The sequence below is a fragment of the Acetivibrio cellulolyticus CD2 genome (assembly GCF_000179595.2).
Lineage (GTDB): Bacteria > Bacillota > Clostridia > Acetivibrionales > Acetivibrionaceae > Acetivibrio > Acetivibrio cellulolyticus.
Window position 1 is genome coordinate 48,634 of sequence record NZ_JH556651.1, and the last position, 16,839, is coordinate 65,472.

Below are 16,839 nucleotides of genomic sequence, written 5' to 3' on the forward strand. Positions count from 1 at the left end.
TGGGCACTGTCAAAGAATTGATGGAACATCATCCCTTGATAAAATAAAGAGGATTCCAAATTTAGCGTGGTTTTGTTATAATTGTATAAAGCTTCCGGTTTGGAGCCTGAGAAAATATAGAGATTACCTATCGCTATCGAAAGTCTGGCTAGGGTAAGGTTTTGGATTTATTTATATTATAGAAAAATGGGGGAGAAGTTAAATGTTTAAAAAGAAAAAATTAATATTTATAATGGTTGCAATTTGTTTGCTTTTTTTATGTGGGTTTCAATATTTCACAAATAGCGCCAAAAGCAATGAGAATAATCAAGCTTACAAAAATTCGATTTTAAGGGCTTCAGAAAACTTTGGGCATAATTTTGAAAGCGATAAATCAAAGTCCCAAAATGAATATAGTTATAGAGAAGCAATTTCATACACTAAATCGAGTTCAGAATTAATAATGACAACTGGTTTAATGAATAAAAACGAAAGACTTCAGGCAAAAGAAGTACTTAATAAATTTCATAAATTTTTATTAATTGATTCATATGATGAAACAGTACAAGGCATGTACATAAAGGTAAGTCAATGCTTTAAAAATATTTATGAAAGACCAGATAAAATGGATTCATATTACCAACTTGAAGAAGTAATGAAAGATATACAAGAGGCATATTCAAAGCATCAGTGAGGAAGTACTGTTCCTTGATGCATTCTAGCTTCGCAGGTCGTGTCGCTAGGAATGCCTTTGAAGATTTAGTTAATTCATATATGTTTTATTTGCGAATAATATAAAAAAGCGAGGAATAAATCGTGAAAAAAAGTTTGAAAAGTTTGTGTATTCTCATTATTCCACTTGTTATCTGCGCGGTTCTATACCCGTTCCTACCAGACCAGATTCCAAGGCAGTTTCATTCAGATGGAACTAAATCCTATATGGCGAAAGAGTTCATTTTTCTTCTTGGATTGATACCTTATATCATCTATCTCAGTAGGAAGAAAAAGAGATAACACAAAATCAGGTGAATTAACTAGGGAAGATTAAGGTAAAGGATGGGGTATGATGTCAGACTATGATAAGTTATTTATTAGCGCCATTGAGAATAGAGATATACAAACTTTAAAATTAATTCCTAAAGCAGACTTACATAACCATTTTTTCCTCGGTGGAAATAGAGAATATATTAATAAGCGTTTAGGTATTACAATACCTCACCTAAGTGATAAATTGCATAGCATGGATGAAATGCACACATGGGTTGGGCAAAATATTGGTGACATTTTTGGTACTGCTGATAAAAGAAGATTAGCGATCGAGGCTACTTTTGTTCAAGCAAATGATGATGGTGTCACCATTTTGGAAATTGGTGATGATGTTTGGGCAAATGGACATTTTTATGGAGGTAACGTAAATCTGTTGATAGAAACATTTCAGGAAATGCATAAAAGATTTGCTCCTAAGATAGAATTTCGATTTCAAATTGGTCTATCTAGGCATTGTCCGGTAAACATGCTTGAAGAATGGATTGCACCATTTCTCGAAAAGGATTGTTTCTTTTCAATTGATTTGTATGGAGATGAAATGGCTCAGCCAATCAAAAATTTTAAACCAATTTACCGAAAAGCTAAAGAAAAAGGGCTTTTGCTGAAAGCGCACGTAGGTGAATGGGGTTGTGCAGATTCTGTTAAAGAAGCGGTTGAAGAGCTGGAGTTAAATGAAGTACAACATGGCATTTCTGCTTACAAGTCTCCAGCAATAATGAACTGGCTTGCAGATAATAAAATTCAGTTAAATATATGTCCTACAAGTAATGTTATGTTAAATCGAGTGGAAAGTATAAAAGTTCATCCAATAAGAACTTTGTTTGATCATGGTATAAAAGTTACAGTTAATTCTGATGATATTTTAGTTTTTGGTCAAAGTGTTTCACAAGAATTTATTAATTTGTACGATGCAGGATTATTTAATGCTAAAGAATTAAATATTATACGGAAATATGGCTTAGGAATTCAATAGAAGAAATTAGGCACTTTAGGTTATAAGTATTCATTGAAAGGAAAGTATCAATGGAAAGACATAGAATTCAGAAACAACTTGTTAATTTGTGTTTAGGGGAATTGGCAGCCTCAATCACATTTGTTATAGTTTTTTTGTATACCCTAAGAATAACATTAAGGTTAAGTATAGACGTTGTTATGGTATATCCATTCAGTATGTTAATTTTTATATTATTACAAGGTAGTTTTTATTGGTTCTACAGTATTAGAAAGATTAATGATAAGATAAAAAACCGTGGAATGTTTATTAAGACGTATAGGTTTCTTAGGCTTTTGGATTTGATTTTAATAGCTGCATATCCATTTATTATTGTATATTTGTTCGTTAGTGGGATTGTTCCAATACTCAGGATAGAAAACTTTATAGCGATTTTTATGTATTTCTTTTGTGTTGGTGAATACGTAAATTATTTTTATATAAGACTATCATATGGCAAACTGGATGATATTATAAAATTGATAAAGTTGAAGAATTTGAGGAGTGCCAGTTTGTATAAAGAGCTTAACAAAAAGGATATATAAGCAGTAAGTTTTTTTAATGGGCGGACATCTATCTGCGCCTCTAGCTCCGTGGGGTGTCTGACACCAGCTTTGAATAAACTATTGCCGAGGGGAGAGTTGGGTATTTGTGATGGAAATAGTTCTCGGATCAATAATAGGTACCGCTGTTGGAGATTCATTAGGATTATTATATGAAGGGTTATCAGCATCCCGACAAAAAAAGCTTTATAGAAAGATTTGCAGGCAAAGGTTCTTTATGGGTAAAGGTCTTATTTCGGACGATACAGAGCATACGCTAATGGTTGCACATGCGTTGTACCGTTCCTCTGGAGATGAGATGTTGTTTTCAAAATATTTGGCCAAGTCCTTGAGAAATTGGATAATATCAATGCCTTTAGGGGTTGGGTTTGCATCGTTAAGGGCATGTATTAAATTGCTTGTTGGTTTTTCACCCAAAAAGAGCGGAGTTTTTTCAGCAGGAAATGGTCCTGCCATGAGAAGTGCATTGATAGGAATTCTTTATGGAAATGATACAGATAAAATGAAAAGTCTGGTGGGGATTTCTACAAGGATTACCCATACCGACCCAAAAGCTGAAATTGGTGCTCTAACTATTGCATATGCTGCTTTTGTAGCTAGTAATCAAAAGACAGTAGATCCATCTAATTTTCATGAAGGATTAAAAAAGGTATTAATGGGTTATGAAAGTACTGAGTTTCTTAAGCTTATTGAAGATGTTGTAAAGAGTGTGTCCAATAAAGAAAGCTCTAAGGAGTACGCGTTACGGATAGGACTAGAAAAAGGAATTAGCGGATATATATATCATACTGTTCCTGTTGTTATTCATGCCTGGCTCAGTTATAAGGGGGATTTTAAAGGAAGTATTATAGAAATGATTAGATGTGGTGGTGATACCGATACTACAGCAGCCATTTTAGGTAGTATTTTAGGAGCAAGTGTAACAGTGGCAGGAATTCCGGAAGACTTGCGAAAAGATATCTATCTTTTCCCGTATTCTATGAAGTATATTGAAGACATAAGTCAAGTACTTGGTAATAGAAACAAGGCAATCTCAGAAATCAAGATTAAAGAACCTTTTTGGGGTCTGAGTCTATGCCGAAACCTTATTTTTATGCCTGTAATTATATTTTATGTTATCAGGAGAATGCTTCCTCCATATTGAAATAAGTATTGCCATGCATCTGAAATTTCAGGTGGCATTGACCGTTAGGTCGATGCCACCTCTTATGCTGCTTTACATCAGCCTATTTTGATATTTCAAATCCATTATGCAATGTGGATCCATTTAACCCAGTTTAGATAAGTTGTCGGAACTTCCATTCCCGAAATTGCAGGATAAAGGAATACAAACAACGCAAGTGTTATTACAAGATAACTGTATATAAATGCTGTTGAAACTTTATAGGTAGTTTCCGCTGCTGCCTTGCTGCCAAAATCCCTTCCCACAATTTTTGGAAAATCCTCCCTCAGGAAATTTAATACATACACAGTGCACAGTATCATAAATGGCACTGATGTGAAGAAGTGATATATAAATATGCAGCGGCTTATCCTGAACCATGGGAGGTATTGAAATGCAAACGCCACTAAAATAGGGAACACTCTCTTATCTTTCTTCATTATACCTATTAATATTGCAGCAAATACACAAACAATTCCAAACCAAAAGACTGCCGGATTTCCCACAACATACATCAATGATGTTCTATCTCCAGGAAGACTCAAATTCCTGTATTCAAGCAAAGGCTTTTGGATCAAAGGCCATGAGTAAGCCGGTGATGCCCATATATGCTCATCGTCTAATTTCGAATGGTACTCATACATATTAACCTGGTATCTCCCAACTTCTCCAAGGTTATGTCCCTCGCCCGGAAGCGTTATGATGGGCAGGTATGAAGCAGTGTATAGTATTACTGGTATCACTACAAAAAATATTACACAAGCCAAGGATATACGCACAAAGTTTTTAGAAAACCACTCACGTATTTTCGATTGTCTTGCACCGCCTGATAATGCCTTTTTCCTCAACAACTTTTCATAACTCTTATATTCGAGGAACTTCGAAGTGAAGTAAAGAACTGCAAGACCGCCACCTGCGTATACCGCAGTCCATTTGCTCGCAGAACCAAGCCCCCAGAATATTCCGGCAAGCATCAGCGGCAATAAACTCTTTTTGAATCCCACTTCATAGGACTTGTTCATAAAGCTATCATACATAAAATAATACGCCAGAATTACAAAGAACCCTGCATATGAATCAATTGTACCAATTCTTGTCTGAGCAAAATGCATACACTCGAACATTATTAGGAATGCACTGATAAATCCGTATATTCTCTTGCGGAATATCTTCTTACCAAACAGATACATGGCCGGAATCATAGCAACTCCAAACAAAGTTCCCATTATACGCCATCCAAATGGGTTTACACCAAAAATAAGCAAGCCCAAAGCCATAATATCCTTTCCAAGAGGCGGATGTGTAGTCTCGTATGGTTCCATACGGTTTATATTCTCGAATGCTGTCCTTGGAAAATATATTTCATCAAAATAGGTTGAATTCATGTAGTTGTTTTCATAATCCCCAACATCCAGTTCATCGAAAAGGTTTTGAACTGTACCCTTATCGTTTTGGCTCACTTTTCCAGTTTCCACAGTGAAATTCTTTATAGGTTCTTTGCTTCCCTGCTCAAAGAAGACTATTTCATTTAATGTACCTCCGATTTTCTGCACCTTAAATCTAAGTGTCTTAGCCTTAAACTGTGTAACTACGGAATCCCACATAAATGCTTTAGACACATCCTGCTTTATTGTAGCAACAGGTTCGTAATTACCATCCTGTCTAAGATATTCGATCCTTAAATTTAGGTCTCCAGCTCCATTATAGAAGGCTATTTTTGAAAGGTCATATTCACGGTCAAAATTTACAGTAAAAGTAGTACCCAATGCAGACGGTTTCCAGTAAGTCTCCGGCACATTTGTAGAGCCCAGGTTATAAATTGCAATTACTGCATATACAAGAGTCATAACTGACATAATAATCATATCTTTTTTGTCTATCTTAAACGGCTTTGTATTTGAAATACCTTCAAAATTGCTCTTGTCAGTACCATTTTGTTGATTATCTGCTGCTTCAGTATTCTTGTCATCAGCTTTTCCTGACATTCTGAACACAAAAAATATAATTGCACCTATAGCAACTGCCAATGCAACTATCAAAGCTGTTATCCAGCCCTTATTGTCTGATTGTTCTGTGTTGCCCGTCCCCTGATTGCCTTGCTGTGGTGTATAAAGGTTCTCTATAGCTGCACCCTCAGGAACATTCAATGTCTCCTCAACTGATAAGTCATCAAAATATGCAGTTCCTGTACTCTCACCACTATGACCGCCTACTCCTGCAGTAAATTCCAGGGCCTGTTGGTCCGGTCCTGTTCGTCCATACAATTCCACATAGGTCCAATCATTTGTACCTTTAAGTTCTTTTGTAGAAATCATCATCATGTACACTGAAAGGATTGCACCCTTTCCTTCATTGCCCACATTTTCAGTCTTTACCCAGCCTGAAATTTTATACAGTGTACTTGGCTTTACCAGTATAACCTGAACAACCCTTGAATCATTTCCTACACTGTTTGTAATCCTGATGCAATTGTTTCCTGAATGCGCTTGTGCAGTTTGCACACTTATTTCTCCGGCACCTGGTGAAGTGTTATAAATCCTGTTTTCCCAAAAAGTAGCTTCAGAACCACTTTCCTCAAACCCCGGATTCAAAACCTCGTTGACTCCTTCTGCATAAGCGGCCCCAAATTGCAAAAACACAAAGCATAGAACAAATATGGTTGCTACTAGCTTTTTAAACATCCCTTTGACCTCCTAGATTAAATAATAAAAATGTTAAACCTTAAAAGGCTTAAAAACAAATTCAACAGTTTTATTTTGCATTTACGGATTTTATTACTGATTGGGCATATTTTTTTGCTTCATCACGGGAACTGAAATCACCAGATTCCATATAAAGCTTATAATATATTCCGCCATCCTTCCAGGCGATGAAATGAGATTCTGTATTGACCTTATAATCTGGAAAGGTATTCTCATCTAAAGATGCTGTGAAATCCTTGTCACTTTGCTTTCCATAGTAGGCGGTAACTTTTTTAAGAGATATCTTCTCTGATGTTTCCCAATCACTTACAATGGAACTCCTATCGGAAATTACAAGGTTAACAATGGGGGTATTTGAGCTGCTGCTACCGTAAGAAGCACCTATCAAATTCCATACATCTTCAGTATATTGAGTTTTGAAGTTTTCGGGCAGCTTACATATAAATCCTTTCTTTATCAAAGGATAACTATCTGCCAGCTTTTCAGGAATTTTGAAGGAGAATTTCACGCGATCTTCTATACAATACAATCTTTCCATTTTCGGAGTGTTATACATATATGGATTCCAGGTTAAATAATTTATGTAGACTTGGGGGATTTCATAAGGTGTATCTTTGGCATTTATTACGGATTTTGCAAAATCTAAAACTTTTTCCTTTGGCAATTGTTTGTTAGATGGCTGTTCTGATGAAATTACAAAATTATAAACACCATCTTTAACCCAATATAAGTAGTGATAGATATCAATACCTGTTGGTTCATAGTGATAGTCATCGCCAGGATATATTGGATTAGGTGATTCGCACCAATACCCATCTATATCTCCTATTTTAACGGGCTCTACATTATAGTAATTACTCAAATGAATACTGGATTTGAACTGTTCAAGAAGGTAATACTCACCACCTCCCATCATGTTACCATCCTTTATATAGGTTGAATAAGCCAGAGTGTCATTAGGATTCTTATAACTGTACCATGCTTTGCTATACAGGGTAGTTCCACCTTCAAGCTGGGCTGGAAAATTTACCTTGAATCCAACTGCTTTTGAAAATTCTGAATCAGGCATAATAGTTTCATTAAGGATAGGTTTTTCTAAAGGTTTCTCATCTTCTTCCGCTACTTGTACAGGTTTATATCCATCATCTGTATATATAAGCTTGTATATCATTGAAGTTGCGTTTCCGAGTTTTTCCTTTGCCCATACACGAGCACTGCCTGAAAAAGTAAAAATCCCTCCGCACATCACTATAGCACAACATAGCGACGCTATTGCTACTTTTTTAAAATTAAACATTGAAAAAACAGAGCTGTTATGCACGGTATTCATTTCTTCTCCGAATCTTATTTTTTCTTCAATTCTTTCAAATGTATCAGGGCTGCAATCCATATTATCTGTACTTTCATTATAATAAGACTTTATCAAAGTTTCAAAGTTCTTTATTTTACTCATATTTTTCACACTCCTTTTACTTCCTGAAAATAAATTTCGCTCATAAATTCATCTTTTTCTAATTCTTTTTGTAAAGTTTTTCTTGCATTATGAAGCCTGGATTTTACTGTGCCTTCAAAGCAGTTCAATACCTTGGATATCTCTTTGATGGATAGTTCGTTAAAGTAGTAAAGAACCATGACTGTTCTAAGTGGAGTACTAAGCTTTGATACAGCATCATGAAGTACCTTTTTTGTTTCGAATCTTACTATTAGTTCCGGTGCATGCATAGTATCAGATTTAGCCTTAAAATCAATATCATCAAAGGATATCTTACCTTTTTCTTTACTTGAATAATGCCAGCTTTGTCTTACAAGTATCCTATAAAACCATGGCCTGAATTTTTGAGCATCTTTAAGTTGCTTTATTTGACTATTGGACTGTATGAAAGCATCCTGTACAGCATCTTCAGCAATATCCATTCTACCCGTGATCAGAAAAGCAGTACGCAGGGCGCGGTTACTGTATTGCTCATATAAAGTCCTGAATGCTTCAATATTTCCGTCCTGCCAACACTTTACCAAATTTGCCTCATCCATTTCTCTTTCTCCTTTCATTGGTGCACCACAAATAAGAGGTAATATTTTCGAAAAAGGTTCACTCTATTTATAAAAAATTTACATTATTACTTTCATATGTGATTTTGCTAATTTGCCGTTTAATCAACAAGTTCCAAACTTGTCCTTCTTTATGGAGGAAGTAGATGGAATCAAATCCAGATTATACTTAACCCTATTTGTTTATTATAGCACTAATATTAGGAATATGAATGAGGTTTCAATCCAGCATTTGCTCAATCCAGAAGTTAATGAATAAGAGATGTTGCTCCATAATTATAATTTACTTTATGCGCATACTAGAGGCAGAATAATTTCAATAATAACCTAGCAGGAGGTAAAAAATGACCAAAGTACTGTACATTAAAGCAAATGCAAAACCAGAAGGCGAGTCAAGGACATTTAAGATTTCTGACAGTTTTGTTGAAACATATAAGGTGAGCCATCCTGAAGATGAAATAATAACTTTGGATTTGTATAAGGAAGGAATAAATTTCTTACCTGTGGGTCAACTAAATGAACTGCATAGCCCAGAACCAGGGACTGGAAAAAATCATCCTATATTAAAATATGCATATCAGTTTTTAGAAGCTGATAAATATGTAATCGCAGAGCCGCTTTGGAATTTAAGCATACCAGCTGTTCTGAAGGCTTATATTGATTATATAACTGTTACAGGTATAACATTTAAGTATACTGCAGAGGGTCCTGTAGGTTTGTGTCAGGGGAAAAAAGCAGTGAATATTACTGCTAGGGGTGGAGCATACGTTGATGGACCCGGAGCTGCATTTGAAATGGGTGACAGGTACTTAAGAACATTGTTTGCTTTCCTTGGTATCAGGGATTTTACTACAATATCAGCAGAGGCATTAGATGTCATTGGTAACGATGTAAATACAATTGTAGCAAATGCAATTAAAGAGGCACAGAAAATAGCTAAGACTTTTTAATTAGTTTGATAATTGAACGCGTTAATAAATACTAGGAGAATATCAAAAACGGAGGTATGTTATATGATTAATAAAATCGGAAAGATTACGATTTATGTAAATAATCAGGAAGAGGCAAAAAAGTTTTGGCTTGAAAAATTAGATTTTGTTGTAAAATTTGAACAAGCAATGGGGCCGTCTATGAAGTGGTTGGAAGTTGCTCCAAATAGCGATGAATTAACTACATTTATTTTATATGATAAAAATTTAATGATTAAACAAAATCCAAAGACTAATGTTGCACATCCCTCAATTATATTAACTACAAAAGATATTGAAAATGCTTATAAAAAAATGAAGGATAATGCAGTAGAAGTCGGGGAACTTCAAGTAATGCCTTATGGAAAGATGTTTTCCTTTAAAGATCAGGATGGAAATGAATACTTGTTGAGAGAAGATAAATAATTAGCTTGATCTTCATAAAATCTTCATATTATTTGGCTATCCTAATTATTGTACAAATAATTAGGAGGTCGAAATAATATGGATGCTATGACTCATTATATGGAATTGCTTGCAACAAACCAACCGTGGAATCTAATAATTTTTATGGCAATTCCGGTTATTCTTGCAGAAACAATTGCGGTTTCTGAATTGGCAATACTTTTCAGTAGAAATTTGAATAGTGGATTAAGAAAACTGAATAAAGTTGCAGGAATTACAGTAGGTATTTATTTTACAGGTATTTTTCTTTATCTCTTATTCAATGCAGTAATTCCACTGACTTCTTCAGGAGGCTGGCGCGGACCTGCAGATGTAATAGCAGTTGGATTCTATCTTTTAGGTATAATACCTCTCCTTGGTATAACTCTTCTTGAATTAGGTTTTATAGCTAAAAAACGTGATGAGGTTGAAAAGCTTAAGCTCCACGCAACTTTCGTAGGAATTTTCCTGGTAGTTTCTCATATTGCAATGATTTTTGGAATGTTAAATCCAAGCTTGATGGAAATGAAGATGTAAATTTGATTAATTATTATTAAGACTCAAAGATTGGAGGATGTTTCGAACTTTTATTCAGACATCCTCCCTCTATATATCTGATCTTACATCGTTGTAATTGATAAATCCATTGACAAAATATTAAAACAGGACTAAAATGTTAGGTGAGACTAACTAATACTGATAATGATTTGCGATACTGGTATTAAGCTTGTTGATAAGGGAGGTTTAGTAATGTCTGAAAAAATATTATCTTCATCGATGCAGGATTATCTGGAAGCTATACTTGAACTATCAGAAGAAGAAGCCGCTGTCAGGATAACTGATATTGCAAGCAAGCTTAACATAGCCAAATCAAGTGTAAATCAGACAATAAGTAAACTTAAGGATATGGGGCTTGTAAGTCAGCAGGTGTATGGACCTGTAGAGCTGACTGAGAGTGGAAGGGAATATGCTAAAAAGGTAAAGCAGCGTCACATAAGGTTAAAAAAATTCCTTGTAAAAACGCTAGGAGTCGACCCGGAGATTGCAGAGAAAGATGCGTGCCAAATGGAGCATGCTGTTAGCTCTCAAACAATGGATCGTTTGACTGAGTTTTTATGTAGGAATGGTTATATGGCAGAAGAGTGCAATATCAATGATAGACATTGCTCTGTATGCTCAAAACTTGAAGTTGCTGATGAAAAAAAATCAGGAAGTATGAATGTGGAAGCTGGTACCAAAAAACTAAGCGAATTAAAGATAGGACAAAGGTGTAAAGTAGTAAAAGTTTCATCCAAAGGTGCAGTACGAAGACGTATTATGGAGATGGGAATAACTCCGGGGGCAGAAATGTTGGTAAAAGGATTTGCACCGTTAGGAGATCCTATGGAATTTGGAATAAAGGGATATAGCTTGAGTTTGCGTAAATCTGAGGCAGCGGATATAATTGTCGAAATAACTTAGGGAATAGCTGAAGCATTACTACGTTTTTTTTTACGAGAAAAGTTAGGTGAAACTAACAATTGAGGAGTGAATCAAAATGGTAAAAACAAATTTAATAGATAAAGAAATAGTACTAGCTATTGCCGGAAATCCCAATTGTGGCAAAACAGTGCTCTTTAATGCTCTTACAGGGGCAAGGCAGCATGTTGGAAATTGGCCGGGAGTGACGGTGGAGAAAAAGGAAGGCAGCTTCAATTTTAAGAATAGATCCATTACTGTGGTTGATCTTCCGGGAACATATAGCCTTGGAGCGTATTCAGAGGATGAAGCTGTTGCCAGAGATTATATACTTTTTGAGAGGCCTGATGTAGTTCTTAATGTAATTGACTCAACAAACATTGAGAGAAATCTGTATCTCACATGCCAACTGTTGGAGATGGATGCCAATGTAGTACTGGCATTGAATATGTATGATGAGGCTTTATCAAAAAAAATTCACATAGACATAAAGCACATTTCATCCATCCTTGGAGTTCCAATAGTTACTACAGTTGCAACAAAGGGGGAAGGAATTGATGAAATGTTAAGTCAGGTACTGAAATCTTCCCATGAGAATTCGTACAAACCAATTTGTATTAATTACGGAAAAGATATTGAAGAGGCTATAAACTTGTTACAGGTTGAAATAGAGAAGGAATCAGAGTTTGCAGGAATAAATAACCCAAGGTGGATGGCAATAAAATTTCTTGAAGGTGATGAAACTGTAAAAAAAATTATTGAGAAAAGCAAAGTTTACGAAAATTTGAGCAAGCATCGAAATGATTTGGTTAAAAAAATTGAAGCAATCTGGGGAGATGATATCGAATCGATTTTTGCCGAAAAGAGGTATGGTTACATTAACGGAGTGATTAAGGAATCGGTGAAGAGGCATATGTCTTTTGAGGAAAGACAGTCAATAACGGACAGAATAGATATGATAGTAACAAATCGTTATCTCGCAATACCTATTTTCCTTATTGTAATGTGGGCAATTTTTCAGTTTACATTTACCCTTGGGAATCCTATTGCAGATGGTATAGAGACTATATTTAGCTGGTTGGGCAGTGCTGTGAAGCTTTTGCTGGATAATTCGGGTGCACCGCAATTATTGAATTCTCTTGTTGTAGACGGCATAATTAGTGGAGTCGGCTCTGTCATTATGTTCATGCCGAATATTTTACTGCTTTTCTTTGCTATATCCATACTTGAAGATAGCGGATATATGGCAAGGGCGGCTTATATAACAGACCGCTTCATGCATACACTTGGACTTCACGGAAAATCCTTTATACCTATGATTGTAGGTTTCGGATGTAATGTTCCGGGAATTCTTGCAACCAGAACTCTTGAGAATAAAAGGGACCGTCTTGTTACAATACTTATAAATCCGTTGATGTCATGCTCTGCCAGGCTTCCGGTATATATAATGTTTACAGGAGCGTTTTTCACTGCAAATCAAGGATTAATTATTTTCGCACTATATCTTTTGGGAATTGTGCTTGCGATAGCAATGGGAGTTCTTTTTAAGAAGTTGGTATTTAAAGGCGAAACCTCTCATTTTATCATGGAATTGCCACCATACAGGATGCCTACCCTTAAGAGTACATTTATTCATATGTGGGATAGGGGAAGTTCGTTTATCAAAAAAGCAGGAACACTTATTGTTGCGGTTGTTGTACTTGTATGGGTGCTTTCAAGTTTACCGGCAGGTGTAGAATATGCAAGCCGTGATAGTTTACTCGGACATTTAGGGTCTTTCATTGCACCAATTTTAAAACCTGCAGGTTTTGGAACTTGGGAAGCTTCTGTTGCATTGTTATTTGGGGTAGTTGCAAAAGAGGTTGTAGTTGGTACTTTGGGAGTTGTTTATGGTGTTAATGACGAAGGACTCACATCGGCAATTGCAAAAGCATGGACTCCGCTTTCAGCTCTATCGTTCATGGTTATGACGCTGATATATATCCCATGTGTTGCGACAATAGGAGCTATAAAACGTGAAACTAATTCGTGGGGATGGACTGCTTTCGCAATAGGCTATAGCCTTGTTCTTGGATGGGTGATGGCAGTAATTGTTTTTCAGGTAGGAAGACTATTGGGATATTCTTAGAAATTATGAAAATAAAGAAGGATGGTGTTAGTTTATGTATACTACGGCAATAATATTAGTTTTAATAGGTTTGTCAGTTTCAGCTTTTATAGTTCATAAGCTTCGAAGGGCCTTTGAAAAATCCGATTGTGGGTCTTGTTGCAGTTCATGCTCCAGGACTTGTAGTTCAAATGTAAAAAGATCAGATAAAGATAATGGAGAGGTCTAGAAAATTTAAGATACTTTTAGTGTCTCAGAAGTAGTTTTATACAATTTACTTTTGCTTACCTTATATGCTATAATAGCAAAAAGTAATATAAGTAAAACTATTGGAAAACAAATGTATAAGAAGTCTTGTATGGGAGGTTTTAAACATGCCAATAAAAATACCATATAGTTTACCAGCAAAAGAAACGTTGACAAACGAGAATATATTTGTAATGGATGAACATAGAGCAGCACATCAGGATGTGAGGCCGTTAAAAATTGCCATACTGAATTTAATGCCAACAAAAATCACTACAGAAACACAGATTCTGCGTTTGATTGGAAATACACCAATTCAGGTAGAAATTGAGCTTTTACACCCAAAAACCCATATATCAAAGAATACTTCAGGGGAGCACCTGACAAAGTTCTATAAGACCTTTGATGAAGTAAAACATGAGAAATTTGACGGACTTATTATAACTGGCGCACCTGTAGAACATATGGAATTTGAAGAAGTGAATTACTGGCAAGAGCTTAAAAAAATAATGGAGTGGAGTGTTAGCAATGTGTATTCTACCTTCCATATTTGCTGGGGAGCTCAGGCAGGGTTGTACTACCATTATGGCATTAAAAAATATCCTCTTAGGGAAAAAATGTTTGGTGTTTTTGAACATCGGGTTTGTAAGCCTAACACGATGCTGTTAAGAGGGTTTGACGATTTTTTCTTAGCTCCGCATTCAAGAAACACAGAAATAAGGACAGAAGATGTTTTAAAGGTCAGTGAGCTTGATATCCTTTCAGATTCACAAGATGCGGGCATATATGTTATTAAGACGGATGGGGGCAGACAGATTTTTGTGACCGGTCATTCCGAATACGATCCATGCACATTGAAATCAGAGTATGACAGAGATATTTCGAGGGGTCTTGAAATCAAGGTTCCAAAGAATTATTTCCCAGATGACGATCCGAACAAGCCTCCGATAGTAAAATGGAGAGGTCATGCCAATTTGCTTTTTTCGAATTGGCTGAACTATTATGTATATCAGGAAACACCATTTGATTTAGACCAGATAAAATAAGAAAAGTGAGTTGTAGGCCGGGAATTTCATGATTTGAATCCTGGTCTTTTTACGGTATGCTTACTTGTAAAATGCGTGCGTTAATATGATATAATAAATTCTAAGTAAGACAATGGATATTAGATTATTGGAGTGATTAATTTGAAAATTTCTACAAAAGGCAGATACGGATTGGAAGCAATAGTTGACCTTGCAATCCATTCAGCTGAAGGACATGTGAATTTAAAAAGCATATCCGAAAGGTGCGGAATGTCAGAAGCATATATATTACAGATTTTTTTAATACTGAGACGTGCGGGGATTGTTGACAGTATAAGGGGAGCTCAGGGGGGATATGTTCTTGCCAAAGAACCCTCGGAAATAACTGTAGGTGATGTTTTGACAGCGCTTGAAGGCCCTTTGGCGCCAGTGGCTTGTGTTGTTACGGAAGCAGAGCACACTTGTGAAAGATACGGAAGTTGTGCAACGCGAGGTTTTTGGGAAAGCATTATGAGTGCTTTGAATGATGTTGCAAACTCCATTACAATTGCAGACTTGGTAGAGTGTTATAATGAGAGTGCTTTTCAAAGCAACGAAATAGAGTATTATATTTAGGTGTGACTAAAATATGTAAAATCACCTAATGCATTTGCTTAAACGATCTATTGCTTCTTGTATCTTATTTGGCTCTATTCCAGAGTAATTTATTATCAGCGTATGCTCAGCGCCTGGGATATCTTTGTGATAGTATTGCGACAAACAAGAAATACGCAGGCCTTCTTGTTCCGCTCTGTGGATTATGGTCTCGTCGGATAGGGATGTGTTTATATGCATAAGAAAGTGCAGTCCAGAATCTTCTTCTTTAATTTTAACAGAAGAAGACAGAGGGCTATTTTTTATGCATTGCAAAATAGCATCTCGCTGATTACGATAAAAGTTTCTCATGCGGTTTATGTGCTTTTCAAAATAGCCATTCTTAATAAATTTTGCAAGGGTATATTGTTCGAAATTTGATACAGTACATGAGTAAAAACCGAGTTTTGAATAAAATCTATCCAATAAATGTTCAGGTAATATCATATAGCTTATTCGTATGGTTGATGCAAGGCTTTTGGTAAATGTATTCATGTATATTACCTTTTCCATAACATCTATACTTTGAAGCGCAGGAATCGGTTTGCCAAGAAGGCGAAATTCACAATCATAATCATCCTCAATAATATAACGGGATTCTGACTTTGAAGCCCAGCCCAATAATTCATACCGCCTGCTGATTGGCGTTATAATACCTGTTGGATAATGGTGTGATGGTGATATATGTACAATATCTGCCAGACTTTCTTCAAGAGCAGGAATACTTATGCCGTTTTCATCAAGAGGTATAAAATGGCATTTAACAGAATTGCTGCTATAAATCTGGGCAATTTTTTTGTATCCGGGGTCTTCAACACCAAACTTTTTATCATGTCCTAATAATTGTATCAACAGTCCGTATAAGTATTCTGTTCCGGCACCGATTATTATTTGGTTGGGAGAAACATTCATTCCACGAAACTCATGCAAATAATCTGAAATTGCCTGTCTTAATTCTATTATGCCCCCACATGGCGGATTTGTCATGAGAGCTTCACTTTCTTCGGAAATTATTTCTCGCATTATTTTAGCCCAGATCGAAAAGGGGAAATTGGCATGATTTGTTCTATTGCTCAAAAAATCTGCGAAATACTCGGATTGATTTGCAGCAGCGATAATGTTTTCCGAATTTAATTCTGCTTTTGGCGAAATTGAGTTTGTAATATCAGATACAAAGTATCCTTTCTTTGGAATGGAATAGATATATCCCTCAGCCATTAGCTGAGCATATGCATTCTCGATTGTAATAGTGCTTATGTTCAGATTCTTTGCAAAACTGCGCTTAGACGGTATTTTGCCTCCCGGAGCTAAAACACCCTGCAATATATCGTTCTTTATGCATTTGTATAAATGTTGATAAAGACTATCTGACCCTAAAGATGCGAAAGAATACGTTAACATTTTAATAAATCCCGCCAATCTGACCATTCTGATTATATTTGAAATGGATATTTTAATATGGTCA

The 16,839-nt window shown here is 35.8% G+C and carries 16 protein-coding genes; 12 read left to right on the top strand and 4 right to left on the bottom strand.

Translation table 11 applies throughout. From position 1 onward, the window contains the following. Positions 1-202 precede the first annotated feature (202 nt). The 5 genes from ACECE_RS0200170 to ACECE_RS0200185 all read left to right on the top strand — a co-directional run bounded on the left by ACECE_RS0200170 (position 203) and on the right by ACECE_RS0200185 (position 3,724). Entirely contained in the window at positions 203-673 is a 471-nt protein-coding gene (locus ACECE_RS0200170) for a hypothetical protein (RefSeq protein WP_010243066.1), read from the top strand. Between the two features lie 122 nt (positions 674-795). After that, positions 796-993, top strand: a complete 198-nt coding sequence (locus ACECE_RS32225) for a DUF1648 domain-containing protein (RefSeq protein WP_162862439.1) — start codon at positions 796-798, stop codon at positions 991-993. Positions 994-1,045: 52 nt separating this feature from the next. Then, the gene (locus ACECE_RS0200175; RefSeq protein ID WP_010243067.1) at positions 1,046-1,999 is read left to right on the top strand and encodes an amidohydrolase family protein; all 954 of its coding nucleotides are present in this window, start codon (positions 1,046-1,048) and stop codon (positions 1,997-1,999) included. Positions 2,000-2,049: 50 nt separating this feature from the next. After that, entirely contained in the window at positions 2,050-2,562 is a 513-nt protein-coding gene (locus ACECE_RS0200180; RefSeq protein WP_010243070.1) for a hypothetical protein, read from the top strand. A gap of 109 nt (positions 2,563-2,671) precedes the next feature. Then, the gene (locus ACECE_RS0200185; RefSeq protein ID WP_010243072.1) at positions 2,672-3,724 is read left to right on the top strand and encodes an ADP-ribosylglycohydrolase family protein; all 1,053 of its coding nucleotides are present in this window, start codon (positions 2,672-2,674) and stop codon (positions 3,722-3,724) included. 104 nt (positions 3,725-3,828) lie between these two features. Here ACECE_RS0200185 and ACECE_RS0200190 read toward each other — a convergent pair whose 3' ends face one another. The 3 genes from ACECE_RS0200190 to ACECE_RS0200200 form a co-directional block, all read right to left on the bottom strand. Further along, a complete protein-coding gene (locus ACECE_RS0200190; RefSeq protein ID WP_010243074.1) occupies positions 3,829-6,423 on the bottom strand; it encodes a phospholipid carrier-dependent glycosyltransferase in 2,595 nt (864 codons plus the stop codon). A 70-nt stretch (positions 6,424-6,493) separates the two neighbouring features. Then, positions 6,494-7,897 carry a hypothetical protein gene (locus ACECE_RS0200195; RefSeq protein WP_010243076.1) on the bottom strand — a complete coding sequence of 468 codons (1,404 nt, stop codon included), beginning with the start codon at positions 7,895-7,897 and terminating at the stop codon, positions 6,494-6,496. A 5-nt stretch (positions 7,898-7,902) separates the two neighbouring features. Further along, entirely contained in the window at positions 7,903-8,475 is a 573-nt protein-coding gene (locus ACECE_RS0200200; RefSeq protein ID WP_010243086.1) for an RNA polymerase sigma factor, read from the bottom strand. Positions 8,476-8,837: 362 nt separating this feature from the next. Here ACECE_RS0200200 and ACECE_RS0200205 point away from each other — a divergent pair, with 362 nt between their 5' ends. The 7 genes from ACECE_RS0200205 (at position 8,838) to ACECE_RS0200235 (ending at position 15,356) form a co-directional block, all read left to right on the top strand. Further along, entirely contained in the window at positions 8,838-9,443 is a 606-nt protein-coding gene (locus tag ACECE_RS0200205; protein WP_010243088.1) for an FMN-dependent NADH-azoreductase, read from the top strand. A gap of 63 nt (positions 9,444-9,506) precedes the next feature. Next, the gene (locus ACECE_RS0200210) at positions 9,507-9,887 is read left to right on the top strand and encodes a VOC family protein (protein WP_010243089.1); all 381 of its coding nucleotides are present in this window, start codon (positions 9,507-9,509) and stop codon (positions 9,885-9,887) included. A gap of 78 nt (positions 9,888-9,965) precedes the next feature. Continuing rightward, positions 9,966-10,442 carry a DUF6803 family protein gene (locus tag ACECE_RS0200215; protein ID WP_010243090.1) on the top strand — a complete coding sequence of 159 codons (477 nt, stop codon included), beginning with the start codon at positions 9,966-9,968 and terminating at the stop codon, positions 10,440-10,442. Positions 10,443-10,655: 213 nt separating this feature from the next. Next, the gene (locus ACECE_RS30815; RefSeq protein WP_010243091.1) at positions 10,656-11,366 is read left to right on the top strand and encodes a metal-dependent transcriptional regulator; all 711 of its coding nucleotides are present in this window, start codon (positions 10,656-10,658) and stop codon (positions 11,364-11,366) included. Positions 11,367-11,442: 76 nt separating this feature from the next. Continuing rightward, positions 11,443-13,491, top strand: coding sequence for a ferrous iron transport protein B (gene feoB / locus ACECE_RS0200225; protein WP_010243092.1), 2,049 nt, complete (start codon positions 11,443-11,445; stop codon positions 13,489-13,491). A gap of 353 nt (positions 13,492-13,844) precedes the next feature. Then, complete coding sequence (gene metA / locus ACECE_RS0200230) at positions 13,845-14,762, top strand: homoserine O-acetyltransferase MetA (protein ID WP_010243093.1); 918 nt, start codon at positions 13,845-13,847, stop codon at positions 14,760-14,762. Positions 14,763-14,903: 141 nt separating this feature from the next. Continuing rightward, a complete protein-coding gene (locus tag ACECE_RS0200235) occupies positions 14,904-15,356 on the top strand; it encodes an RrF2 family transcriptional regulator (RefSeq protein WP_010243094.1) in 453 nt (150 codons plus the stop codon). A gap of 21 nt (positions 15,357-15,377) precedes the next feature. Here the strand turns inward: ACECE_RS0200235 and pdxR are convergent, their stop codons facing one another. After that, positions 15,378-16,775, bottom strand: coding sequence for a MocR-like pyridoxine biosynthesis transcription factor PdxR (gene pdxR / locus ACECE_RS0200240; RefSeq protein WP_010243095.1), 1,398 nt, complete (start codon positions 16,773-16,775; stop codon positions 15,378-15,380). Positions 16,776-16,839: the final 64 nt, after the last annotated feature.